The sequence below is a fragment of the Pseudovibrio sp. Ad5 genome, assembly GCF_001623095.1.
Taxonomy (GTDB): Bacteria; Pseudomonadota; Alphaproteobacteria; order Rhizobiales; family Stappiaceae; genus Pseudovibrio.
Map to the genome: position 1 here is coordinate 348533 of NZ_LMCH01000015.1, position 23996 is coordinate 372528.

A 23996-nucleotide genomic window follows, 5' to 3' on the forward strand; every position below is an offset into this window, starting at 1 on the left:
GACTGTGACCGAGCAATCAGCGGTTTGATGAACTCAGGCGTTATTCAGAAAGCGCCTGCAACTCAGTTTCAAACTGCGCGCGTTCTTCTGGTGTGAAGCCACGTAAGTGGTTGCCATCTGTGCGTTGCGCGATCACGTTGGCGACGAACTCGTTGGCTTTGTCCGCAGGAATATCCGGATAGTTTTGGGCCACGTAAAGGGCAATGGTCTGCTGATCTTCGTTGAAGTTGATGCCACCCGGTGTCGTGATCTGCTGTGGTTTGAAGCTTTCAGTCTGTGCCGCAATGTTCAGCTGTGCTCCACCAATCAGGCGTGGGTCTGCAACAGTCGCGGGTTGTGTGCGGCTCAAGCCTTGCGCCAGCAGGTCTGACACGCGGATTGGTTTAGCCGTACCACCCAGGTCGTTTGCCGCTTTGGCCCGCAAATCAAAGGTATGCAGCAGCTCATTAACGTCACTCAGAGATTGCTCAGCGTCGTTTGCTTTAAGTGCGCTTAACAGTGCTGCCTTCTGGTCCTGATATTCGCCCGGTTTTTTCAAACCGGAATCGGGCTTCAGAAGCTGTTCAAATGACTTTGCATCCAACAGAGCCGGGAAATGTTCTGCAGCCAAAGAACGGAACTCAGGATTGTTCTCAAGGACAGCTTCAAGCTGTGAGCTGTAATCTGCGTCAAGGTAATTGTGTTGGATCCCACGGCTGGACTGCATCGCAGCAGCACCGACCACTTCCAGACCTTCAGTCTTGGTCGTACCTGCAACTTCCAGACCCACCACGTGCTGCCAGGCCCCACCGGAAGAAAGGTCACTGAAACGCTGGTTGACGTCGTAGACTGGCTGCAACTGTGAGGCCAGTTCTCTTTCAAGGATCGGGACTTTCTTAGCTGCGCCCTCAACCACTTCGGTTCTGCTGGTTCCGCCACCGCGCTGACCGACTGCATAGACCAGATAGTCTGCTTCAAAGTCTCCACCATCTGTGCTGATGGTCAAGGGGCGATTTTCACCAGCAGAGACTTTGTTGATCTGCTGATAACGGAACACAGTGCCGCCATCAGAACGGTCATTACCCGCCTCCTGTGCCGTAAAGGTGGCCTCAATACCAACAGAGCGCACATCCCATGTCAGTGCCACGCCGGGCTTTTGATGGGGCTGCATCATCCAGAAGATGTTTTCCTTATCAACGCCGCGTGTGGAAAGCTCCATAATCGCATCTGTACCCGCATTCGGGCCCATCACCGCTACAACACGCCCGGTCAGGTCTCGTGTGCCTGCTTCGTTACGCTGGAACTGATCCAGATCCAGACAGTTGGCAGCATTGGGGTGACCAGATTTTCTGAAATCAGCCACTTCCGGCGGGACATGGTGGTACTCGTAGTCTGAGCGTTCAATGCCGGCGCCTGTGGCAAGGATGACCTTCTTGGCCAGAAGCGGCTCGCTATCTGCATCAGTCTGCACCTTATAAAGACCAGTCTCGCTGTCTCGGCTAATCTGACGGACTTCAGCATCTAGGATGTTCCCACCAGAGACCTGATCGATGCGTTGTGCATTAAGCTGAGACCATTCCTGTCTGTCAACCGGGTCCAGGCAAGAGGATGCAATTGGTTCATCACCAGGGTTCACCAGCTGCTGTGCTTGGTTGATGCACTGAGTGTAATGGCCTTTTTCATAGCCTCGTGCACCAGCCCATGGATCATTTTTGCCAACCACAAGCACGTTGTTCTTCGTGCTGTCCGCAACAATAGAGCAATCACACCGTTTCAGGCTGGTGAGGTAGGCAGCTGCTGATGTACCTCGCCCTACACAAATCAGATCATATAATGATTTGTCAGCATCAGCGTTTCCTTGCGTCGTTGCGAGTTGATCTTTGACAGCGGACTGCGTTTCAACGGCTTTTTGTTGATGCGATTGCAACGCCGGGTGAGGAGAACTCGGCGCCGGACTGCTTGTTGTGTCAGCCTGTGGTGGGATGTTGGCAGGTGCAATTGTTGGCGCCGTAGAAGTCGCTTGCGGGATGGTCATCGGGGAAGCCCTCGTTCTTATGGGGATCAGATTTTAAGGGAGTTTTGGGGAATTTCTGTTGCGAGCTCCTGTGTAAGGAGAACGCCAGATTTCAAAAGCCCAACCCAACCCTGCGCACGTTCTGCGAACTCAGAAAGGGCAGAAAAAAGGTCGTGGCGAGCCAACCCATTCATCGGAATATCCCAGAGGAGGGTGATGGTCTTGTCTGTATCTGCCAGCATTGCAAACCGCAGGCTACCGGTGCCCGCCCAAGACTGATTGACCTTTAAAAAATACTCCAGCAGAACAACCCGGTTCTCTTCTGGTAATCCGCCCAACTCCGCACTGATGGCGAGGGCATGCCTGTCTTCTTCCAGCGTCGCAATCACGTCCAAACCTGACGTGAATTGAAACAACCAACTGTCACGTGCCGGATCCGCAAACACGGATGCATCAACGAATAAGTCACTCACTTCCGTGACGAGTTTCGATACTTCGCTCGTACCAACCATAGTTTTCCGCCCTATGTCTTGCCGCCGTCCACGGCCTTATGTCTGCGCAAAACATTAGAACACGTTGCAATAGGTGATTGTGCCGATAGGCATAGCTCACAGAGGTGTGATGAAAATGTATTTTTATTGGAGGTGGGTAGGCTTAAGAGTGCAAGCCTCAATTGTTCATCATTTTCGGCTCTTGCGCGTAAGGGCAGCGGCTCTCTTGAAGAATTCGGGGTCCCAGTCAGTTATGGATGTTTCTTCGACGGATGTTTGTAGGCGCAGTGTTTGGTCGGAGACGAGGGCGGAGAAGCCGGAGCCTGCGAGATCTTCCAGCATAGCAAGTTCCATGAAGGCCTTTTGGCGGGGGGAGCGTTGTGATTTGTACTCTCCGTTCCATTTTGAGGCTAATCTTGGATTGCCAACAAAGTCTGTGAGACCTTTGCTTTCCTGCTGTTTATCTGCCTGTGCAGGCATGTCTGCGTGCGCAGGCTTTGAGCTTAACCATTCCGCCGTTTCTCCTTCTATGAAGGGGGTGCCATCGTTGAAGGACAGTTCGCGAAGTTCCGGGAGCCGGCCTATGAACGCCTGGGTGCTCTCTGTGATGGCATTAGCGACTTGTATGTGATCGGCTTTGAGAGCCAATTGAGCTGAAATGAACTGGCCTTCAATCCAAAATGGCATGGAAAAAAGCGTTGTTTCTAACTGGTGAATGATTGCTATATCTGCATTGCTTTGCTTGAGCGCTTCGCGATACTTATCGCAGGTATCTATCGATACGGCAGGAATAATAGTTCGGGACTCAGATGTTATCTGAGGCGCACCTGTTATCTCTTGCCAGCACGCATGGCGGCGCAGCTGGTAGATAAAGGGAAGGGATGGATCTTCCTGAAAGATGAGTGTGCATATCTCCGCGGTGGTGCGTTTAAAGGAACGTGCATCCATCGGAGTTGCGGAACCGATACTCCCCGTTTTTGCTCCATCTCCTGATGCAGAGGAACCTGCAGCAGTCTGCGTTTTCTCTTTCTCCGTCTGCTTCTTTTCAAGCTCAAGTCTCTCCTGAAGCACACGAAAATCTTTTACAAGGCCGTGCTCAAGCAAGAGTTCGTTTTTGGTCAGGCGAGCAAGGCTTTCATCCAGTTTTTCAGCTTCTGTGCCGGGCTTGCCGGGTAACGCATCCATGCTGAACAAACCGCAAATACGGCGTAGGATGAGATCAAATCTTCGATCTTCTTTTGGACAGAGGTCCGCTCTTGGCATTGTTAAGCAGGCATCAAGGCCTCGGATGCAACTGGTCAAAGCCCCGCGTGTTTTCCGCGTCATTCGGGCAAGCAGCACAGCTTCCAAAACTGCCAGGCTTTTTTGAGTGTTTTGCAGCAGTTGCAGCGCTTCCCGCTCTACCAGACTCCAGTCGATCGAGCCGTGAGAGAGGGTGCCGCGTTTCATCAACTCATCACTAACGGCGTCAAAGTCTGGATGATCTTCAATGTCGTCTTCAAACCTATCTGAAATGGGGGAAAGGACCGCTTTGGCAAGGTCGTCATAGGATGTTACGAAAAGAGAAGAAGCAGCCGGAGCTGCCTCTTCTGATTTTGTTTCTGATGCGGTCATACGAGTTACATCTTTGCTGGTAGGATAAGACCGGACAATGGTTGCTTGCGCGCGAGCGAACTAGCACCTTTGTGAAGCAGTGAATAAGTTGCTTTTTGACCGTCGAAACTAAATTCGATCAGTGCACCATTGCTGTCAAAGCCCTTGGTTGTCGCGAAGTCCAGCAGTCGGAAACCAGACCAAGGCCCTTTGAACGTAACTGTATGCGGACGACCTCTTCCTGCAGGGAAGACTGAAAGGCTGCTCTCTGCCTCATTCGTAAGGACGTTAGGCCAAATCACGCGGATTGGACGCCTTGGTCCATGTGAATAGGAAATGATCTGCCCTTCAATATTCATCACGGCACGACGCAATTTGGCTGCAAGAGCCACAGGCTGAATGTTGTACTCAACGCCAATGAGCCCTTCGGAGTTAAAGTAGCTTCTGCGCAGATCCAGAATGATCTTCAGGTTGTCCTGAAAATCTTTTTCGATGGCCAAGTGGCGACCATCAATGGTTTTGGGTTCGCCCGTTGCTTCATCAACAAATACAATGAGGTTTTTCTTATAGAACGTTTCGATTTTGCCGCCGGGACCGAAAAAGCTCTCAAACTCTTCAAGTGGTATTTCTTGCTCAGCTTGTTTGTTGAATGGATAGAGCTGAGCGTAGTTCAGATTATAATCCGCATAAATCTCTTCATTCCAGCTTCGCTGTAGTTCCTTCTTGGCTTCCTGCAGCAGAACCTTCCAGCTTTGGTCCGCTAATTTTGCGAAGAAGCGGTTCAATGGACTTGGCAGATCAACACCTATACGTTTGAGAGTATAGATCGGGTCCTCTCCCTGCAGGTCAATCCTAGCCTTCGCGCGTGCAAGGGCCACCTCGCCAGAGCGCTCCCCTGCTTGTCGGATGTCTTTGAGGTATTCGTAGAGTGTGTTGAGTGCAGCATCCAGATCTTCCAGATAGGCTTTTTCGCCTTCCTCCGCTTCAACCAAGCCGTTCAGATTGGAAAATGCCCGACGGACACGCAGTCCTTGCTCGCGGTAGATATCGAAGGGAAGGTCAGAGTCCACGGCCTGTTCGGCATTCAGCTTGATAAGCTTGCCTTCATAGATCTCAGTTTCACTTTTGACGCGATTGATGAGCCGGTTCAGCGGTCGATCTGGGCCAGTCAGGGTTTCAAGAATATCAACCGCATGATCCAGATTTCTGAAATCAGTAATTTTCAAACGGTTCAGCGCGGTGTTCCAACTGGAGATGTAGTTGGTCGCATAGCGGGACACGATCTTGCGCCGGAACTCTTTTAGGTCGGCTTGAGAATACTCAACCGTATCGCGCTCATCTGCGACCCATGCATCTTCAACAGCGACGACAGAAAGGCCGTCATTCATTTTTACGAAATAGCCCAGATAAGCGTCTTTTGTGAAAAACTCTTTCACCCCAATCGGCTGATCGTTTCCGCTGCTGCTCCTGGTGCCATCAAAAACGATGTTGTAAGCAGGTCCGATATCATTTCGGAAATTAACTGATGAGGCAAGCTGTCTGTCGCTGACCTGTTCTATATTGCGGTAAAGGCGGAGGTCTCTCGGAACTTCTCTTAAGTCTCTTTGGGAGGTTTCCACCAGATCTTTGTCGAGTGCGGCTTCTAGCCCTGCAGTCTCAATGGCAAAGACCAGATGATCACGAAGAGCTTTTTGCAGTTTTAGATCACCTTCAAACTGCTCTTGCCATTTCTGTTCCATCCAGGCTTTGACCAGCAGCTCATTTCGTCGTGATGCGTCTCCCAACATGAGATAGACGCGCAAAGCTTCAAGGCGTTCATTGCTGTCTCTACCGGTCTCATTTTCTCCAAGTTTTGCGATCTCATCTCGTACGTACGCTGCCACTTCCGGGAGAAAGTAGCGTGCGAGCATGTCGACATATGCTTTCTCAACTTCCGGGCCTATTTTGTGTCCCTGGTAGAGCTCAAGCTGAGACATAAGCCAGTTTCTGCTGCGGTAGTTGCCAAAAATGTCGCTTGCCGATGTAAGGGCCCCAAGAGAGCGAATATAATTTTGCCCGGACGCGTTAGAGTTTTGTGCTGGTCCTTGCTGGAGCAGCTCTTCAAAGCTCTCAGTGATATCAACGACCTGATCTGCCCGTGCGCGGTTGCTTTCGTAGCCCATCCAGTAAGCGCTGAAAAAGCCGAGATACAACAATGAAGCCGCTAGGCCTGAGCCGATGAGTGCGAAACGCTTCGCGCGTTCAATCTTGATATTGTCGCCAGCAAGCCCAGCTTCTTTGAAGACCACCTGATCAAAGAGGGCCGAAGAGAAGTACTGCTTGGATGGGCCACTGTGAATGGGCAGGATTGGCGGCGCTATTTCGTACTTTTGTGAAGTTGCCTGCAAAACAGGATTTGTCGGAATGGCCTCCTGCCGGGCTGATGAGAAGAAGATGCCCCGAATATGAGGGGCGGTTGAAAACTTGTCTTGATGCAGGGCTTTGCCGAGGAAGCCACCCAAAATTGTACTTAAGCCAGCCATCTCACGGGTGAACAGATAGAGTTGGCGACGTTTGTGTGCTGAACGAATATCTGAGATACGATCGACAGTGGTATGATTGAGGTTTTCCAGCAATTTGGCAAAAGCTGCATTAAACTCGTCTAACCACTTGTCTTGATCTCGACCACTATGAAGGTCGAATGTAAAGCCAAATGGCTTTGCTCTTTCTGCAGTGGGCAGACATCCAATGAACTCATGGAAACCATCGATGAGGTCGAACTTGGTAAGTACGACATGGACGGTGTAGCGCGTGCCCAGCACTTCTGTCATTTCGCTCAGGCGAGCATGAATAAGTGCTGCTTTCGTGTTTCGCTCCTGAGAGGAGAGCGAAATAAGCTCTGATAGATCGAGACATAAGACAACGCCGTTGATAGGTCTGCGTGGTCGGTTGTCACGCAGGAGTTTGAGAAAGCGGCGCCATAAACCTGCGTAATGTGTTTCATGAGTGTCAGATTGCTTTCCGTTTACATGTTCAACAAACTGGCCAGCAACATCAAACAGAACCGCCTCGTCGGTTACCCAACAATCAACGTCTTTTGTCGGTTGCACATGCTTGGCGTCTTCCTGAGAGAAAAGATGTGCAAGTGGAAACTTTAAATTCGATTCAACAATAAGGGATGTCTTACCCGAACTTGGAGATCCCAAAACCACAAACCAGGGTAGTGCGTAAAGATTCTTTCCATTTCTGCGAGAACCCTTGCCTGCCCAGTTTCTGCTGATGGTTTGCAGGGCTTGGTTGAAGCCACGCTCGAACTCATTCAGATAGGATAGATCAGGTGTTTTAGGCTTTTCTCTTTTATCTTTATTTTTACTTAAATCAACTTTCTTCTTCTTTATGCTTACATAAATTAAGTTACTAGCACCCCAAATTATGGAAAACACTGCCATTGCAAGGGCGCTGTAGATTAATTTTCTTTCGCTTGAGCCTGCGAAGGAGAACACAAAATCCCTGAAGAAAAATACACTTAAAACGAGTAAAATTAGAAATATCGAGCTTATAAATATATATGATGTAGTTAATTTAATAATCGATAATAGTATAATTTTGATTATTGAGAGAGCTCTAATTATCATTACGTTTCTCTGGTTTGTATTAATCAGGTCGAATCGCATTTTCGGGCAATATTATCTTTTTTCTCGAAATATTTACTTTGCTAATCAATATTACTAAAGTCTAATAACGGAAGTTTTACTTTTGGGTTGTCGTCTGTTTTTCTTTCCGATAGGCCTAAGGGAAATTTAGAGTCGAATTGACGCTAAAGTTTTCAATTTTCAATTTAAGTACAATCTTAGGTAGTTTCTAAGATGTTTTCAGTTTTATTAAGAAGAGTGGGGAAGGCTAATGGCTGGCAAGGAAGGTTCTGTTGCACCCAAAGAGCGGATTAACATTCGCTATGTTCCTGCAACTGGTGACCAACAGGAAGAAGTCGAACTGCCGTTGCGTCTTGTCATGTTGGGTGATTACAACGGCAAAGAAGACGATACGCCTCTTGAAGAGCGCGAATTGCTCTCAGTTGATAAAAATACCTTCGCATCGGTGATGAAAGAAGCGGGGCTGGAGCGTGAGCTAACGGTCAAAAATACGCTTGTTGAGGAAGAAGACGCACAGCTTGCGGTCAATCTGAAGTTTGAAGGACTAAAAGACTTCGAGCCAGATTCTATCGTGAAGCAAATTCCTGAGCTTAAAAAGCTAATCGATCTGCGTGAGGCTCTTGTTGCTCTTAAAGGGCCGCTTGGAAATATTCCTGCGTTCCGCAACCGACTAGAGCAGCTGCTACAAGATAAAGAGCAGCGTGAGAAGCTTCTTTCAGAGTTGGATGCAGTGGTTTCGTCTCAGGAAGAGAACAGCTGACACTACGTCATTATCAATAGATTTTATAAACAACTGCGGAGCTCGTTCGTTTTGATCCGCAAGTACATTTCAAAGTAAAAACATGGATGTGATGACATGGTAGATGTATCAGCTTCTACCGGCCAGCCAGATGTTGCCGGTTCGGGGGCCGCGATTTCTCTTCTTGACCAGATCATGGAAGAGACCCGCATTCGCCCTGAAGACGAAGAAAGCTATTCCATAGCGCGTAAAGGCGTTGAAGCGTTTATTTCTGACCTCCTTGCGAGCCAGGAAGTTGACCAACGGATCAACCGCGTATTGGTTGACCGTATGATTGCAGAGCTGGACTTGAAAGTATCAGCGCAGCTTGATGAAGTTCTGCATGATGAAAAATTTCAGGAACTCGAGTCTGCATGGCGCGGCCTGAAACTGCTGGTTGACCGGACAGATTTCCGTGAGAACATCAAGATTGATGTGCTTTCTGTCTCTAAAGACAAGTTGCTGGAAGATTTTGAAACCAGCCCGGAAGTCGTACAATCTGGCCTTTACAAACACGTCTACTCCAGTGGCTATGGCCAGTTTGGTGGCGAGCCTGTAGGCGCAATGATTGCCAACTATGACTTTGGTCCTGGTGCCCGCGATGTAAAGCTGCTTCAGTTTACTGCCTCCGTTGGTGCAATGGCCCATGCTCCGTTTATTGCGGCAGCTGGTCCGAAAATGTTCGACGTTGATGAGTACGTGGATCTGCCTGCGCAGAAAGATCTGTTCTCCATCTATGAAGGGCCGCGTTTCCGCAAATGGATGGGCTTCCGTCAGAGTGAAGACTCCCGTTACGTTGGCCTGACATGTCCACGCTTTTTGCTTCGCATGCCATATGATGCGGAAGAAAATCCGGTGGATGCGTTTGTCTATAATGAGAACGTGACAGAAGAGCATGAGAGCTATCTGTGGGGTAACACTTCATTCTTGATGGCAACCCGCCTGACAGAGAGTTTTGCCAAGTATCGCTGGTGTCCAAATATCATTGGTCCGCAATCAGGTGGTGCTGTTCACGACTTGCCGGTACATGTGTTTGAGGCCTTTGGTCAGCTCGAAGAAAAAATTCCGACGGAAGTTCTGGTTACAGATCGCCGTGAATTTGAGCTTGCCGAAGAAGGTTTTATTTCACTGACGATGCGCAAAGGCTCTGATAATGCGGCGTTCTTCTCCGCAAACTCTGCTCAGAAGCCAAAGATCTTCCAGAACACCAAGGAAGGTAAAGAAGCGGAGACCAACTATAAGCTTGGCACTCAGCTTCCTTACATGATGATCGTCAACCGCCTTGCTCACTACATTAAAGTGCTGCAGCGCGAACAAATCGGGTCATGGAAAGAGCGTGAAGATCTGGAGCGTGAGCTTAATACCTGGCTCCGGCAGTATGTAGCTGATCAAGAAAACCCACCTCAAGATGTACGTTCACGTCGTCCACTGCGTGCAGCAGAGGTTATCGTCTCTGATGTAGAAGGTGATCCGGGTTGGTACCAGGTGTCTTTGAAAGTGCGTCCGCACTTCAAATACATGGGAGCGAATTTTGAGTTGTCGCTCGTTGGTAAGCTGGACAAGGATAGCTAAGGGCTGCCTATGAGAAAGCGCGATGAACCCGTTGTTTGGGACAGCAGGCTTCGTACAGCGCGTGGCAGTTTGTTCGAGCGTTTGATTGCTGATGAGGAGGAGATCTCTCCTCCTCAGAACATCGATCTGTTGGAAGCAAAAGTAAACTCTATCAAGCGTCATCTAGCCAAGCTGTTGAATGCGAGAGCAGGGGCTTCTGCTGCCACACCAGATTTAGGACTGGTTGATTTCAACTTGTCCAGCGTGGCGACAAACGACCTTACGCAACATATTGCGGCCTCTATCCGCCAATGCATTGAAAAATATGAACCGCGCGTTCAGGTGCGGTCCGTCCATTTCGTTCGTGACCCTGACCGCCCATTAGAACTGCGGTTCAAGGCAACTCTGCTCATGCCAGCCTTAAGCCAGGGGGAGCAGGTGCAAATCGATATTCTTATGAAAGATGGGCATGTCGCTCATATTGTTTAGTCAAGCAGGCAACCAGCTGTGAAAGCTTCATACTTTCAAGACGAATTGACTTATCTGCGAGAGAGCGGTCGGCTTTTTTCCGAACGCAATCCGCGGTTGTCGAAATATTTGTCTGATGCCTCCACGGATCCAGACGTGGAACGGCTGCTGGAGGGCTTTGCGTTTTTAACGTCAAAACTGCGCGAAAAGCTGGATGATGAGCTTCCAGAGCTTACCCATTCACTCGTGCAGCTGCTTATTCCTAATTTCCTAAGGGCGTTTCCATCAACCACACTTATGCAGATGGTCCCCGTCGAAAAAGCGATAACAGAGCGTCAGGTATTGCCGTCGGGCTCGCAGATCTTGTCTCGCCCAGTGGATGGTATTGTCTGCCCCTTTCAGACAACAGCAGATGTAACGGTCTATCCGCTCGATATTGTCGATCAGGATGTTCAGCGTTCTCGCGAAAGCACTGTTCTGACATTGCAGTTCCAGACATTGTCGGGCCTGCCTCTGTCCCGGCTGAGTTTTAATGACCTACGTCTATGGATTGCTGGCGATGAAGTCGCCGCCCAGATGCTTTATTTGTGGATGGGCCGATACCTGAAAGACGTCATGGTTTGCTTTCGTGCTGATGGGGACAATGAAGACGGTGTTAGCCGTTACAAACTTCCAGTTTCAGCACTGCAGCCAGGTGGTTTCGGCGGCTCTGAAGCGTTGCTGCCTAATGAGAATTCTGCTTATGAGGGCTACCGGCTCTTGCAAGAATACTTTGTCTTTCCTGCAAAATTCCAATGCTATGATATTGACGGATTAGAGCCGTTCTTCCGCAATCGTGAAGAAACAGATTTCTCATTAGAGTTCACTTTCTCAAGGCCTTTGCCACCTGATGTGAAAGTGCGTCCGGGAACGTTCCGTCTCTATTGCGTTCCAGCAGTGAATTTGTTTGATTATGATGCTGAGCCGATGAAAATCGACCATAGTCAGATGCGGTATCCAATCCGGCCGACAGCAAATGGTCGCGGCGCCATAGACATTTTCTCTATCGATCGGATCATGAGTTGGCGTGCTGCGAAGGATCCAACAAGTGGTTCGCATCTGCGTGAGTATCCCTCCTTTGAATCTTTCCATCACGAGGTTGAGCGTGCGGATGGTCTAACCCAGATTTATTATCGTTTGAGACTTCGCGAAGCGTTGGGTAAGCGCGGTATGGAGCATCTGGTTTCATTCGTGCGCCACGATAATGAGCGCGCTATCCCGGAACATGAAGTTCTCTCTGCTGATCTGAAGTGCTTCCATCCCGAACATGCCATGGAGTTGGGCGCAGGTGATGTGCGTGAGCCAACAGGTGAAACGCCGAGCTTCGTGACATTTAAGAACCTGAGCCAGCCCAGTGCACCAGTCTATCCACCGCTGGATGGATCGCTTTACTGGAACCTGATCTCCAATCTTTCTCTTAATTACGTTTCATTGCTTGAAAAAGAAGCTCTGAAGACCGTGATTGCGACCTACGATTTTCAGGCTCGCCTGAACCGGCAGGACGAGCGTGTCAGTAAGCAGCGTATTGATGGCATCATTTCCATCGAGACGAAACCGGTCGACAAGTTATTTCGAGGGCAGGCCGTTCGAGGTTTGAAAACTGTCATGTCTCTCAGCGAAGACGCGTTCCAGAGCGAGGGCGAGATGTTCTTGTTCTGCAGTGTGCTCGCAGAATTCTTTTCTCTCTATTCAAGTGTCAATTCGTTCCACGAACTCATCGTGAATGGAACACAAAATAATGAAGTCTATCAATGGCCAGCGAAAATTGGGCGACAACCTCTGATCTAAGAGGCGACCTACAGTTTAACGCTCGCAGCTGGTCATTCTTCCAAGCTGTTGAGCTGATCCAGCGTTGTTATGATGAGCGCACTGAAGTTGGTACGCATCTTTTGCCGAAAGATGAGAAGATCAACTTCAGCGTCATGCATTCGCTTGGCTTTCCGCTTTCTGACATTGCCAGCATTGAAAGGCAAGATAATCAACAGGGTGAGGTCGAACCGGTCGATTATGTTGATTTCAATATGGAAGTGACGTTTCTCGGCCTGCACGGGTCAAGCTCGCCATTACCCTCTTATTATCAAGAGGTCATAGCCAAATACGATGCACAAGGCTCCTTGATGAAGGGGTTCTTTGACTTCTTCCATAACCGCCTGGTCGGCCTCTTACACCGCTCCATGCGCAAGTACCGCTTCTATGTGCGTTACGAGCCGGGTGCGTTGGACCCATTCTCTCAATGGGTGTTTTGTGTTTTTGGATTGTCAGATCAGGAGTCTCGCCACAAATCACCTATCAACTGGGCGCGCTTGCTCACGTTCGCCGGAGTTCTGGCGTCTCGCAATCGGTCACCTGCCGCGATCGCAAGTGTCGTATCTCACTCCTTTTTTCACAAAGAAGTGGAAGTGGAGGAGTGGGTTCAGCGAAGGGTTGATATCCCCGAAGGGCAACGCTCGGAACTGGGGCAGCACAACATGTTGCTGGGTGAAGACACGATAATTGGCGATAGTGTCTCGGATATCTCGAGCAAATTCAATATCTTCATCAAGAATTTGAGCTTTGAACGTTTTCAGGATTTCCTTCCTCACGGGCGAGATTACAAGGCCCTTAGGGATCTGGTGGAGTTCATGCTGCGTGATCAACATGCCTACGACATCAAGTTGGAACTGGCAGAAAATCAGGCCTCTCCGGTCATGCTTACTGACGAGTACGAAGGACGACTGGGGTGGTCAACCTTTCTTGACAAGGGTGATGGACGCTCGCGCGAAGTCCTGATCTCCGCGCGGTTGTAGGAGGGTAGTATGAAACTGGTCCTGGTCATCAACAACACCTCCACGCTTGAGAACGGCAGTAAAGCCACTGCGACATTTGACAAGGCAGGCGGAAACATTGGTTCTGGTGAGCAATGTCATTGGCAACTGTTGGATCGGCGCAGCTCTGTTTCTCGCGAACATGTACGCGTGTTTTTTCAAGACGGTGTTTATTGTGCGGAAGCCGTGAGTGATGAAGGCATTATCGTAAATGGCTCCAATCGGCCGATCCCAACAGGTCAACGGTTCCGTGTCTCTGACGGTGATATCTGGAAGGTCGGGGCGTTCAAGTTGACCACGTATGTGGTTGCGGAAGGCAGCGAGCTGGAAGACCAAAGCGAGCAATGGGCTGGCCGGTTTGCAGCCATAGACACAATTGTGTCTGGACGCTTGCAGGATGAAGACGAGCACACACAAGATAACATCGAATACATCCTCGCGGACCGGTTAGAGAGCGACCTGAGTGAGGATTTCTTTGCAGGCAATCAGCGGGCAGGTGCCCTTGCATGCGATCCTGTAGAGGTTCTTGACCAGCAGGATGATGAAGGCCTGCCAGGCAATCAAGATCCGCTCTCTCAATTAAATCATGACAGCAAGCCCGACCAACAAGAGTTGGACGAGGACTTATTGAGCACTCTGGGGCTACAGCCTGAAAACAGCGGTAAGGCACTGGGTGTGGATGATCCTCAAGCACATCACCGTTTGATGATCATGCCCCAAGCAAAAGGAAACCATACAATGACCAATACAGGTACAGAGCCGGTTGATCCGGATATGGACAGCTATCTTGAGTCTCTGACGAACTCGGGCGGGCAAGAAATGTTGGTCAGCGATATTCAGGAGACCGAAAGTTGGCATGGTTCCGTTGCTCTTTCTGAATCCGGAGAAGAGGGCATGGTAGATCATGTGGTGCTGCGACCTCTTCTGACAGCATTGGGACTGCCAGCTGGCGATATGAGTTTGCCTGAGGCGAACCGCATTACTCAGGATGTTGGCGCAGCCTTGAAAACGGCAATTGCTGGGTTGATGGCCATTCATACGCAGCAGTGGGAAGATCGTTCGTCAATGAACGACACTCACCTGCACCCGGTGGAAGACAATCCGATCCGGCTGGCTCAAAGCCCTGAACAAGCGATTGAGGACCTTCTGCTTGTTCAGAGCCCAGTTCATTTAAACGCACCGTCTGCCATTGAAGAAAGTTTGATGCAGATCGAGCTGCATGAGAAAGCGAGCCGTGTTGCTGCTGATGAAGCTTTGGAAGCGGTTCTCCTGGGCCTTTCTCCAGAAAATCTGAAGAAGCGATTTGCGCGCTACAAGGGGCATGCGCCTCGTACAGGTGACCTGGATGGCTGGAATTGGCAGATGTACGAGCACTACTACCATGAAATGCGGTCCGGTCGTCAGCGCGGGCTGACACGCATGTTCTGGGAGGTCTTCCGGCAAGTCTATGATCGTGAAATGCGGAGCCAGCAACTGTATGCAGCTGAGTGACGTTTGATGGCTAGCGAAGATTTGAGGGTGTCCAGCTTTGGGAAGAATGAGGCGGTAGGCATACGATGAACTGGGGTTGGACACTAAACGCGCTCCTGCGAAAGAGCTCTCATCTTGCCTTTGCACTAGCTGCTCTGCTGGCGTTGAGTGCATGCGAAGCACAGAAAATTCCTGAGAAGGTTTTCAAGGTTGTCATGGATCCAGGCATTCCGGTTGGAGAGCCTAAGGACCAGCCGACACTGATTGATGTGACCATCTTCTCAGAACCAGGATCGAACAAGAATGATCTGGGCGAGAGCGTGCCGATTGATGTTTGGGTCTTCCAACTGGGTGACGATGGCAAGTTGCTGCAGTCCTCTTTTGAAGAGGCAACCGAAGACTACGAGAACGCTCTTGGAACCACCTTCATTGATGTGAAGGAGGTTCAGGTCATGCCCGGTGAATCCAAGGTCGTGAGTGAGCTTGAGTTGGATGAAGACACGGTCTTCATTGGCCTTGTGGGCGGCTACGCGAAGCCTGAGAAAGTCGATTGGCGCGTCGTTGAGCAGGTCAAGCCCAAGGGAGAAACTTACAAGCTGCTTGCTGTCATCAGCAGAAAAAAAATTATCACGAACCTTCATCGGTAGGTTTGAGAGCAAATAGGTTTATTTAGATTATGTCACTGCGAAACCATGTAATTTGGCGGGATGGCCTGTTTTTGAAGCCCCACCATTTTCAGCAGCAACAACGATATTTAGAACATCTTATCCGCTCTCGCAGCGAGGCGATTGATCCTTATCAGCACGGGGTAAGCCGGTTGGAGATCAATAAGGAAAGCCTGCTGCACGGTAAGTTGCTGGTTGACTATGCGCTGGGAATTTTCCCTGACGGTACAACGATTGATGTACCTGGCGAAACAATGGCGCCTGCGCCTTTGGATGTGAGCGGTGAAAATGTAGTCGGGCAGACGGTATATCTGGCTTTGCCATTGCGCTCAAATGGTGTTCCCGAAGTAGAAGACCCGCTCAACCCTCAGGATGCGACTCGAATGCGTGCGTTCTCTCAGGATGTGCGCAACAACACCAGTTCAGATTCTGAAGCGTTTCTGGTCGATGTGGCTCAATATCGGTTGCGATTGATGTTGGAGCGCGAAGACCGTTCTGCCTTCACGTGTCTACCTCTAACGCGTATCCGGAACAAAAACTCAGACGGTAGTGTGGTGTTGGATGATGAGTTTTTGCCAATGGCCTCAACCATCGATGCTCAACCCCGCCTGCGTAAAACCCTTGACGACCTCGTAGGACTGCTGCGCCAGCGTGCCTCTCACATTTCAAGCCGCATGGGTACACCGGGTCAGCGAGGTGTCTCGGATGTTTCTGACTTCCTGATGCTGCAAACGATCAACCGTTTATGGCCGGAATTCCGGCACATGTCCTCCCTCAAAGGCGTGCACCCAAAAGAGCTCTATAAGATGTTCTCTGGGGCGGCCGGAGAGTTGGCAACGTTTACGCATGAACAACGCATGCCAACAACGTGGCCAGCCTACCATCATGAAGAACCGCAGATTTGCTTCGATCCAGTGATTAGCTCTTTACGCCAGTCGCTATCGACCATCTTTGAAGCAAACGCAATCGCACTGCCGCTGAACAAGCAGAAGTACGGCATCATCACGTCACCGCTCAGTGATCGGTCGCTTTTGAACTCAGCAATTTTTGTTGTTGCAGTGAAAGCCAGTATGGAGCTGGAAGAACTGGCAAAGTCGTTCCCGGCGCAAACCAAGGTGTCGTCTATTGAGCGAATTCGCGAGTTGATCCATCTGCATTTGCCCGGGGTCGTGCTTCAAAGGCTTCCTTCTCCGCCACGGCAACTGCCATATCATGCAGGGTTCTCCTACTTCCAGCTGGATGCTAACTCAGCAGGTTGGCAATACATTGAAAACGCGAGTGGTTTTGCCTTCCACATCGCGGGTGAATTTGCTGATTTGCAGCTGCAGTTCTGGGCTATCCGCAATGAAAGGACGACATGATGAGTGAAGTTGCAAATCTGTTTGACTCTGGTGATCCTGAAGTTGTTGAAGACGCGCCAATTGCAAGTGCTGAAACAGTGCCTCAGAATTTAAAGGATGTTTCTCCAAGGCCAGTGCAGCACATCAGTTTCCCCATGCGTGGGCACAGCATCAATAAAATCATTGATGCAAGCCAGTCCTTACTTGCTTTGATCTCACGCATTCCGGAAGTCTCTGAGAACAACAAGCTAGACTACCTGCACAAAGATGTTCGGGCTGAGATTGAATCTCTTGAGCTGGAGCTTCAGCGCGAAGGATTTGATCGTGCCACCATTCTGGCGCACCGCTATTGCCTGTGTTCTGCAATTGATGAGGCGGTGATGTGCTCTCCCTGGGGGCAGAATTCCGACTGGTCCGAGCGCAGTTTGCTGGCATTGTTTCATAGCGAAACCTGGGGCGGTGAGAAATTTTTTATAGTTCTCAGCCGTCTGATGAGGGATCCGGTTCGTTATATTGAGTTGATTGAGTTCCTGTATTTGCTGCTCGGGCTTGGTTTCGAAGGCAAGTATCGAGTGATGCACAATGGCAAGCTGCAGCTCGAAGAAATCATGCGTGATGTTCACCACGTCATCCGGCAGGAGCGGGGTGAGGGGAATTTCGAACTTGGTCAATCAGAGAACAAAGTGATTGAGAAAGCGCATGTCGTTCATTGGCATACACCTGTTTCTCTTGTTTGGATTAGCCTTTTTATTTTATGCGCGCTGACCTACGCCGGGTTTTATTGGCAGATAGACCAATACACCGATGGGGTCGTCACTCAGCTGCGTGAAATGCTTTAATTTTGGAGATCGAGTATGGCTCGACTGGAAATCAAGGCGCTGATTGAGCGTCTCAACCCATGCTGTCGTCAGGCAATTGAAGAAGCTGCCAGCCTTTGCGTTTCGAACTCGCATCAGGAAGTGACAATTGAGCATTTCCTCATTTCTCTTATTTCACAACCTGCGGTGGATATTAGATTACTGGTACAAAGCCAGAATGTGGATGCAGACAAGTTGAACGAGGCCCTTCGTGCAACGTTCAACCGATATCGCAGAGTTGAAGCTGATCGCACGCCAACGTTCTCACCGCTGCTTCAGGATCTCTTGCAGGATGCATGGTTGATTGCCTCCGTTGAGCAAGGTGAGAAAACCGTCCGCTCTGGTGCTGTTCTCATTGCCCTGCTCAATGAGCGTGGCCGTTATATGCAGATGGACTATTATCCGCTGCTCGAACGCGTCTCATCTGATGTTTTGCTGCGCGATTTCGAAGCGTTGACGGCTGGCTCTTTCGAAAAAGATCATCGTGCCATGCCGGGGGCTGCATCAGGTGCAGGAGAGGGGGCAGACGGTTTCCTTCAAAAATACGGCACCAACTTCACTCAGCTGGCGAAAGATGGAAAGATTGATCCGATCTTCTGCCGCGATAATGAGATCCGCCAGATTATCGAAATCTTGTGCCGCCGCCGTAAGAACAACCCAATTTGTGTTGGTGAAGCTGGTGTAGGTAAAACCGCACTGGCCGAAGGTCTTGCCCTGCGCATTGCGAATGGTGAAGTCCCAGCAGATTTCGCCAACGTCTCCCTTTGGGGGCTGGATATCGGAGCGCTGCAAGCTGGCGCATCTATGAAGGGTGAATTTGAAAAGCGCCTGAAAGGTGTTATCGACGAAGTCCGCTCCAGTCCTGAACCGATTATCCTGTTTATTGATGAAGCACACACTCTGATTGGAGCCGGTGGTGATCAAGGTGGTTCTGATGCTGCGAACCTGCTGAAGCCTGCTCTGGCCAGAGGCGAGCTGAAAACAATTGCCGCAACAACATGGTCTGAGTACAAAAAATACTTTGAGAAAGACCCTGCACTGACCCGTCGCTTCCAATTGGTGAAGTTGGATGAACCGACCATTGATGAAGCGATCATCATCATGCGTGGGCTCAAAAAAGCCTACGAAGATGCGCACGGTGTTTACATCACCGAAGAAGCGATTGGCGCTTCTGTTCGCCTTGCAGCGCGTTACATCACTGGCCGCCAGCTTCCAGACAAAGCGATTGATGTGCTGGATACAGCCTGTGCGCGTGTGCGAGCTGGGGCCAATACGCCTCCTGTCGAACTACAAGATGTTGAGCAAAGCCTCCAAACCTTGAGCTGGGAAAGAGAAGGCCTGGAGCGCGACCAGCACACAGGCCCATTGGAGCCTGAGCAATTAGAGCGTCTCAAAGCCATCGCAGACCAGTTGAATGAGCTTGAAGCACGTAAGGCGGAGCTTTCGCAACGTCTGGAAACGCAGGTTTCCTTAGCTGAAAACTTCATTTTTGCCCGCGAAGATCTGTTTCAGAAGCAACCTGAAACACTCGACGAAGACGCCTTGGATGAAGTCCGAGCAAATCTTGCAAGCCACAAGAATGCGCTGATCGCAGAAGCTGGGGCAGAGCCGCTGATTTCGGTAGAGGTTGGACCTTCAGAGATTGCTGCAATCATAAGCGATTGGACAGGTATTCCGATCAACTCCATGGTGCAGGATGATTACCATCGTCTACTGACCCTTGCTGAAACTATGAAGAAAGCAATCAAAGGTCAGGACCACGCCATTGATGCCATTGAAGCTCGCTTGCGCGCATCGCGGCTTGATCTTCACAAGAAAGGCCAACCGCTTGGTGTGTTCTTCCTTGCTGGACCTTCCGGCGTCGGAAAAACAGAGACAGCCCTTGAGGTCTCGCGCCGATTATTCGGTGGCGAAGAGTTCATTACCACCATCAACATGTCTGAGTACCAGGAGCGTCACACGGTTTCCCGGTTGATCGGCTCACCTCCCGGTTACGTCGGTTATGGAGAGGGTGGTGTGCTGACAGAGGCCATTCGTAAGAAGCCTTACTCTGTCGTGCTGCTTGATGAAGTGGAAAAAGCCGACCCGAACGTGCTGAACTTGTTCTATCAGGCATTTGATAAGGGAGAGCTTGCTGATGGGGAAGGGCGCCTCATCGATTGCCGCAATGTAGTGTTTTTCCTGACCAGTAATCTTGGTTCAGACCAGATTGAGAACTGGGTTGCAAGTGCCGAAGATGGTCAGGTTCCAAGCCATGGCTCGATGCTGAAATCTCTTACACCGCTCTTTGCGCAGCACTTTAAACCCGCACTCCTCGCGCGGATGGAACCATTGGTTTACCTGCCACTATCTGAAGAAGTACTGGCAGACATTGTGCAAATGCGTCTTGCTGATCTCATCCAGCTCTTGAAGGACACACAGAAGGTTGCGCTTTCCATTAGTGAAGAGGCCTATGAGCGTGTAACGCAAATGTGCCGAGTGGCCTCTAATGGTGCCCGGCTTGTCGATCAGGTTATTCAACGCCAGCTATTGCCTACGTTGTCTATTGAGCTGTTAGAAGCTGGCCATCGCGGTGAACAGATTTCCGCGATTGCCATTGACAGCCCGGAAGGTGAAGACGGCTTCACTTTCGCAGCGGCCTACGAGGCAGATGCTGACGAGGAACCAGCCGAAGACCTCGCTTTGGAAGAGGCGCATTAGTATTGATATGGAGGCATCTTCTACAACAGACGCTCTGATGACATTGATGACGTGCAGGTCAGAAAATGAACTGCGCGCCATGATGTTGAAGACTGTGTTGGCGTCAACCAGAGCACAAGCTATCGCTGTTTACTTGCCAGATATTACTGGTCGTAAGTTGATACCTTTTGCATGTGATGGCGGGCTACCGGTAGCCCGCCTTCCACAGCTTGACAATGAAGTCGGCACCGAGCGCTTCCGTGAGCTGGATGTCTTGCAGACTGAGCCATTCTATTTTGGGAAGACGCCATCTTCTGCGAAGACACAAGATCTGAGCTCAGCTCTGTTCTGTCGTCATGGCTCTCTCGTTGCCCATCGGATACTGCTGGAAACGTCAGAAGGTCATAACGCATACAATCAAGTCTACGTTTTCCTGCTCGCTTCAGCGGGTAGTACTCCAAGACTTCAGGAGGAGCACCACACGCTGCATGTGTTGTGGCGCTCATATTTCCACCTGTCCCCTTTGCTTGTCTCTCTGGAGAACCTGCTGAAAACCGAAGAAACGCAGGTTGAAAAGTCGAAGCACCAAAAAGGGCAGGTCGACTCCATGCTCTCAGATAACCTCGTGGGACGCTCACCGCAGATAACCCAGGTTAGAGAGAAAATCGCCCAATACGCACAAAACAAGTACGCGGTTTTGGTGCACGGGGAGACGGGAACAGGCAAGGAAGTCGTTGCGCGATCCTTACACCGGCTCTCACAATTTTCTGATGGACCTTTCATTGCAGAAAATATTGCAGCTCTGCCAGAGAACCTTATTGAGAGCGAGTTGTTTGGCTATAAAAAGGGTGCTTTCACCGGGGCAACTGAAAACAGAGACGGTCTTGTAAAAAGAGCTTCTGGCGGGACATTGTTCCTTGATGAGATTGGTGATCTCTCGATTGATCTTCAGGTCAAACTGCTTCGTATTCTTCAGGAGAAAAAGCTTCGACCGCTGGGAGGAAGTAAAGACGAGCCTGTCGATTTCCGCCTCATCTGTGCCACCCATGTTGACCTGAAAAAAGCGATTGAGAACGGAAAGTTCCGGGCCGATCTTTTCTACCGTATCACGCAGCTCACCATAGACGTACCACCATTGCGCAACCGCGAAGGTGATAGAGTTCATCTCGCACGCCACTTCCTGCAGGAGATTGCTGTTAGTAACGCAGACACCTCCAAAGCACTGAGTGAAGAAGCCGTCTCCCTGCTGGAAACCGCAGAGCTGAAAGGCAATGTCCGTGAGCTGCAGAACTGCATGATCAAGGCCGTCTTTCTCGCTTATGACACTGACGAAATTTCAGGAAGTATTCTCAAACAAGCCATGAATGAGCAACTCGATACTGCTGTTGTGTCCGGGCCTCAGAGTAATTCTTTTGCAGGTGAGAACGGATACGATGATCTGTTACTGGCAGAAAAAGGACTTCGCACGGTTGTCTCAAACTTCGAGCTAGACTTGATACGGAGCGCGTATTCCCAGTTCAAAGGGGATCGGAGCAAAATGGCGGATTTCCTACAAATACCAAAACGTACCCTTGCCAACAAACTCAGCAAATTCAATTGTCCAACGATGGAATTCGACCATGAGAACTAGCAGGTTTGCTCACCCGATTTTTGCAACAGCGCTGGCCGGCCTGATAGCGGCTCCTAGCAGTATTTCTCTATCATCGACCTCTTATGCAGAAACGATCACCTTGGAAAAACAGGTGGTTGAAAAATGCACTCTCACCATTGGCCGGGTTAATCGTTTGTCGTGCTTTGACCAGTTGCTTAAGACCCCGCTTGAGGTCTTATCTGCAGGAGAACCCAATCCAGAATTCGTTGAGAATGTGAATGCACCTGCAGGCCGCTTGGAGCGACAGGCGAAAACGATGGAGCGAGTGCGATCTTCAGGGGATTTAACCTGGCAGTTTCGCTTTGGGGCTGTCGGACATCCCGCGATATTCAGGTGGGATGAGATCCAGGAAGAGAGCATGCCTGCTCAACCACTGGAGCAACGTGATGGGGCAATCCCTGAGAAGGCACAGGCACTGCAAACTGAACAAGGACAGCAACCGGTCATTCAGCCAGGTGAAACCAATGTCTACCTCAGTATGAAAGCTGTGCAGTCTGTTGATGCTGGTATCGAGGAAAAGCCTGCGATCTTGCTGCTATCCTGTGTTGAAGACATCACAACAGTTGCCTTGGTGCTTAATGAGCCACACGTTAAACGCCGGGTTCCAATCCGCGTTATGCTGCGCGATCAGCGTGTCGACAACGATGTCTGGCAGAGCGCGGAAAGCAAACGCATTCTTATCAGCCCGCGTGGATTGACCAGCATCGCACACATTAATCGTTGGGCCAACGTAGATCGGGTGCAGCTTGATGTTGTGTCAGATGATGGCTCGCGTGCCTACCTATTCGACTTGGCAAACCTTCAGGACATGCTACCGCCTCTTCGCAAGGCGTGTCACTGGTAGGAATTTGATTTTTTGAGACAGGCATTTTTCCAATGAAGCATAGTTTCCGTATTGCTGTGATACTGGTAACCCTCGGGTTTCTGACAATTCCAGCCTATTTGATTTGCGACTATCTCAATCTCATTCCTGATGAGTATTCCATGGTGCGCAACCTTGTCGTACTTGCGGGTGGTAAGATTGAAACGTTTAGAAGTCAGTTACCCATCCCCAAAGGCGTGCCTTACACCCCAATTGAGCAAACATCGGTATTTTACAATGTTGCAGCTGGTCTGAGTGCACTCTTCACTGTTTTTGTCGCAATTCCAGCGTTTTTATTGCTCGCATACATCGCCAGTTCAGCTTTCGCAGCAGTTAAGGCAACACGGCGAAACTACGTTTTGGGGCAGTTCACCAAAGCCGCAGAACTCCTTGAATCCGGGAATGGCGCTTTGCGTGAAGCCGGTGTTGTGATCCTTTCAGAAATCGCAAAGTCTAATCCAAATGAACACTTTCAGGACGTCCTGCAACTTCTGGCCGCTCACATTCGCAGCACAAGCTCTGCACAACGCTCAAATTTGATGGCCGGCAAAGAACATGCTCGTGCCCGCGGGGAGTTGATTGCTTCAGTCCAAAAGGTGTCTGAACTGAAAAGGCTGCTCAGAAAGAAAGACAGAAGCATTCAGCTGGATCTAACCGGAGCATATTTCCGGGGTATGAAGAACAGTAGTGGTCTGATTGGGAAATCAAGCGCACACGGCCCCGACCTGAGCTATTGCCTGTTAACTGACAGTGTCTTCGACGACGCCGACCTCACCAACGCAAACTTCTCGCAAGCAAACGTAAACCGTGCTCGCATAGAAGAAAAGTGGAAAGCCTTATTCTCCGTAGAACAATGGGCCAGCGTCCAAGTCATCAACGAAAAAGGAAAAGTCATCCGCCCACCCATCACTTGATAGGTGGGTGGATGTTCGGCGAACTCATGGCAATGGACTATATCTGGAAGAGAACATAAACCAGCACGATTGAACACTTTTCGATGCCTCAAAAGCACCTTCGATATCAAGTATTCCAAGATGCTATCTTCCTCGCGTGCTGCGATGAAGAATTGAGTGCGCGTGTTTAACTTCAATTTATGTCCAACTTTGTCAACGTGCGAGTTTCC

At 50.0% G+C, this 23996-nt stretch carries 17 protein-coding genes; 13 read left to right on the forward strand and 4 right to left on the reverse strand.

Going from position 1 to position 23996, the window contains the following annotated elements; all coding sequences use genetic code 11:
• Positions 1-40 precede the first annotated feature (40 nt).
• The 4 genes from PsAD5_RS10180 to tssM form a co-directional block, all read right to left on the reverse strand.
• Positions 41-2014, reverse strand: a complete 1974-nt coding sequence (locus PsAD5_RS10180) for a hypothetical protein (protein ID WP_063292024.1) — start codon at positions 2012-2014, stop codon at positions 41-43.
• A 26-nt stretch (positions 2015-2040) separates the two neighbouring features.
• The gene (locus tag PsAD5_RS10185; RefSeq protein WP_063292025.1) at positions 2041-2505 is read right to left on the reverse strand and encodes a type III secretion system chaperone; all 465 of its coding nucleotides are present in this window, start codon (positions 2503-2505) and stop codon (positions 2041-2043) included.
• Between the two features lie 168 nt (positions 2506-2673).
• Positions 2674-4098 carry a TssA family type VI secretion system protein gene (locus PsAD5_RS10190; protein ID WP_063292026.1) on the reverse strand — a complete coding sequence of 475 codons (1425 nt, stop codon included), beginning with the start codon at positions 4096-4098 and terminating at the stop codon, positions 2674-2676.
• 5 nt (positions 4099-4103) lie between these two features.
• The gene (gene tssM, locus PsAD5_RS10195) at positions 4104-7730 is read right to left on the reverse strand and encodes a type VI secretion system membrane subunit TssM (protein ID WP_342585844.1); all 3627 of its coding nucleotides are present in this window, start codon (positions 7728-7730) and stop codon (positions 4104-4106) included.
• A gap of 229 nt (positions 7731-7959) precedes the next feature.
• Between tssM and tssB the strand changes: the two genes are divergently transcribed.
• The 13 genes from tssB to PsAD5_RS10260 all read left to right on the forward strand — a co-directional run bounded on the left by tssB (position 7960) and on the right by PsAD5_RS10260 (position 23787).
• Entirely contained in the window at positions 7960-8469 is a 510-nt protein-coding gene (gene tssB, locus PsAD5_RS10200) for a type VI secretion system contractile sheath small subunit (protein WP_057462095.1), read from the forward strand.
• 96 nt (positions 8470-8565) lie between these two features.
• Positions 8566-10059, forward strand: coding sequence for a type VI secretion system contractile sheath large subunit (gene tssC / locus PsAD5_RS10205; RefSeq protein ID WP_063289815.1), 1494 nt, complete (start codon positions 8566-8568; stop codon positions 10057-10059).
• Positions 10060-10068: 9 nt separating this feature from the next.
• Positions 10069-10527 (forward strand): type VI secretion system baseplate subunit TssE, encoded by a 459-nt coding sequence (tssE, locus tag PsAD5_RS10210; protein ID WP_208980636.1) that lies wholly within the window; start codon positions 10069-10071, stop codon positions 10525-10527.
• An 18-nt stretch (positions 10528-10545) separates the two neighbouring features.
• Positions 10546-12333 carry a type VI secretion system baseplate subunit TssF gene (tssF, locus tag PsAD5_RS10215; protein ID WP_063292027.1) on the forward strand — a complete coding sequence of 596 codons (1788 nt, stop codon included), beginning with the start codon at positions 10546-10548 and terminating at the stop codon, positions 12331-12333.
• Entirely contained in the window at positions 12297-13331 is a 1035-nt protein-coding gene (gene tssG, locus PsAD5_RS10220; protein WP_063292028.1) for a type VI secretion system baseplate subunit TssG, read from the forward strand. Before tssF ends, tssG begins: the two co-directional genes overlap by 37 nt.
• Before the next feature lie 9 nt (positions 13332-13340).
• Positions 13341-14840, forward strand: coding sequence for a type VI secretion system-associated FHA domain protein TagH (gene tagH / locus PsAD5_RS10225; RefSeq protein WP_063292029.1), 1500 nt, complete (start codon positions 13341-13343; stop codon positions 14838-14840).
• Positions 14841-14905: 65 nt separating this feature from the next.
• Positions 14906-15466: a type VI secretion system lipoprotein TssJ gene (gene tssJ / locus PsAD5_RS10230; RefSeq protein ID WP_063289819.1), complete on the forward strand. Its 561-nt coding sequence runs from the start codon at positions 14906-14908 to the stop codon at positions 15464-15466.
• Between the two features lie 29 nt (positions 15467-15495).
• Complete coding sequence (tssK, locus tag PsAD5_RS10235) at positions 15496-16845, forward strand: type VI secretion system baseplate subunit TssK (protein WP_082830588.1); 1350 nt, start codon at positions 15496-15498, stop codon at positions 16843-16845.
• Positions 16845-17663 (forward strand): type IVB secretion system protein IcmH/DotU, encoded by an 819-nt coding sequence (icmH, locus tag PsAD5_RS10240; RefSeq protein ID WP_208980635.1) that lies wholly within the window; start codon positions 16845-16847, stop codon positions 17661-17663. Before tssK ends, icmH begins: the two co-directional genes overlap by 1 nt.
• Positions 17664-17678: 15 nt before the next feature.
• Entirely contained in the window at positions 17679-20381 is a 2703-nt protein-coding gene (gene tssH / locus PsAD5_RS10245) for a type VI secretion system ATPase TssH (protein ID WP_063292030.1), read from the forward strand.
• 37 nt (positions 20382-20418) lie between these two features.
• Entirely contained in the window at positions 20419-21990 is a 1572-nt protein-coding gene (locus tag PsAD5_RS10250) for a sigma-54 interaction domain-containing protein (RefSeq protein ID WP_063292125.1), read from the forward strand.
• On the forward strand, positions 21980-22855 hold the full coding sequence (locus tag PsAD5_RS10255; RefSeq protein WP_084405932.1) for a type VI secretion system-associated protein TagO: 876 nt from the start codon (positions 21980-21982) through the stop codon (positions 22853-22855). The genes PsAD5_RS10250 and PsAD5_RS10255 overlap by 11 nt, the downstream gene beginning before the upstream one ends.
• A 32-nt stretch (positions 22856-22887) precedes the next feature.
• Positions 22888-23787: a pentapeptide repeat-containing protein gene (locus PsAD5_RS10260; protein WP_063292031.1), complete on the forward strand. Its 900-nt coding sequence runs from the start codon at positions 22888-22890 to the stop codon at positions 23785-23787.
• The last annotated feature ends 209 nt before the right edge of the window (positions 23788-23996 follow it).

Coding starts and splice junctions, on each gene's coding strand:
- PsAD5_RS10180 (WP_063292024.1), bottom strand. CDS start 2,014: ATGACCATCCCGCAAGCGACTTCTACGGCGCCAACAATTGCACCTGCC.
- PsAD5_RS10185 (WP_063292025.1), bottom strand. CDS start 2,505: ATGGTTGGTACGAGCGAAGTATCGAAACTCGTCACGGAAGTGAGTGAC.
- PsAD5_RS10190 (WP_063292026.1), bottom strand. CDS start 4,098: ATGACCGCATCAGAAACAAAATCAGAAGAGGCAGCTCCGGCTGCTTCT.
- tssM (WP_342585844.1), bottom strand. CDS start 7,730: ATGCGATTCGACCTGATTAATACAAACCAGAGAAACGTAATGATAATT.
- tssB (WP_057462095.1), top strand. CDS start 7,960: ATGGCTGGCAAGGAAGGTTCTGTTGCACCCAAAGAGCGGATTAACATT.
- tssC (WP_063289815.1), top strand. CDS start 8,566: ATGGTAGATGTATCAGCTTCTACCGGCCAGCCAGATGTTGCCGGTTCG.
- tssE (WP_208980636.1), top strand. CDS start 10,069: ATGAGAAAGCGCGATGAACCCGTTGTTTGGGACAGCAGGCTTCGTACA.
- tssG (WP_063292028.1), top strand. CDS start 12,297: ATGGCCAGCGAAAATTGGGCGACAACCTCTGATCTAAGAGGCGACCTA.
- tagH (WP_063292029.1), top strand. CDS start 13,341: ATGAAACTGGTCCTGGTCATCAACAACACCTCCACGCTTGAGAACGGC.
- tssJ (WP_063289819.1), top strand. CDS start 14,906: ATGAACTGGGGTTGGACACTAAACGCGCTCCTGCGAAAGAGCTCTCAT.
- tssK (WP_082830588.1), top strand. CDS start 15,496: ATGTCACTGCGAAACCATGTAATTTGGCGGGATGGCCTGTTTTTGAAG.
- icmH (WP_208980635.1), top strand. CDS start 16,845: ATGAGTGAAGTTGCAAATCTGTTTGACTCTGGTGATCCTGAAGTTGTT.
- tssH (WP_063292030.1), top strand. CDS start 17,679: ATGGCTCGACTGGAAATCAAGGCGCTGATTGAGCGTCTCAACCCATGC.
- PsAD5_RS10250 (WP_063292125.1), top strand. CDS start 20,419: ATGACATTGATGACGTGCAGGTCAGAAAATGAACTGCGCGCCATGATG.
- PsAD5_RS10255 (WP_084405932.1), top strand. CDS start 21,980: ATGAGAACTAGCAGGTTTGCTCACCCGATTTTTGCAACAGCGCTGGCC.
- PsAD5_RS10260 (WP_063292031.1), top strand. CDS start 22,888: ATGAAGCATAGTTTCCGTATTGCTGTGATACTGGTAACCCTCGGGTTT.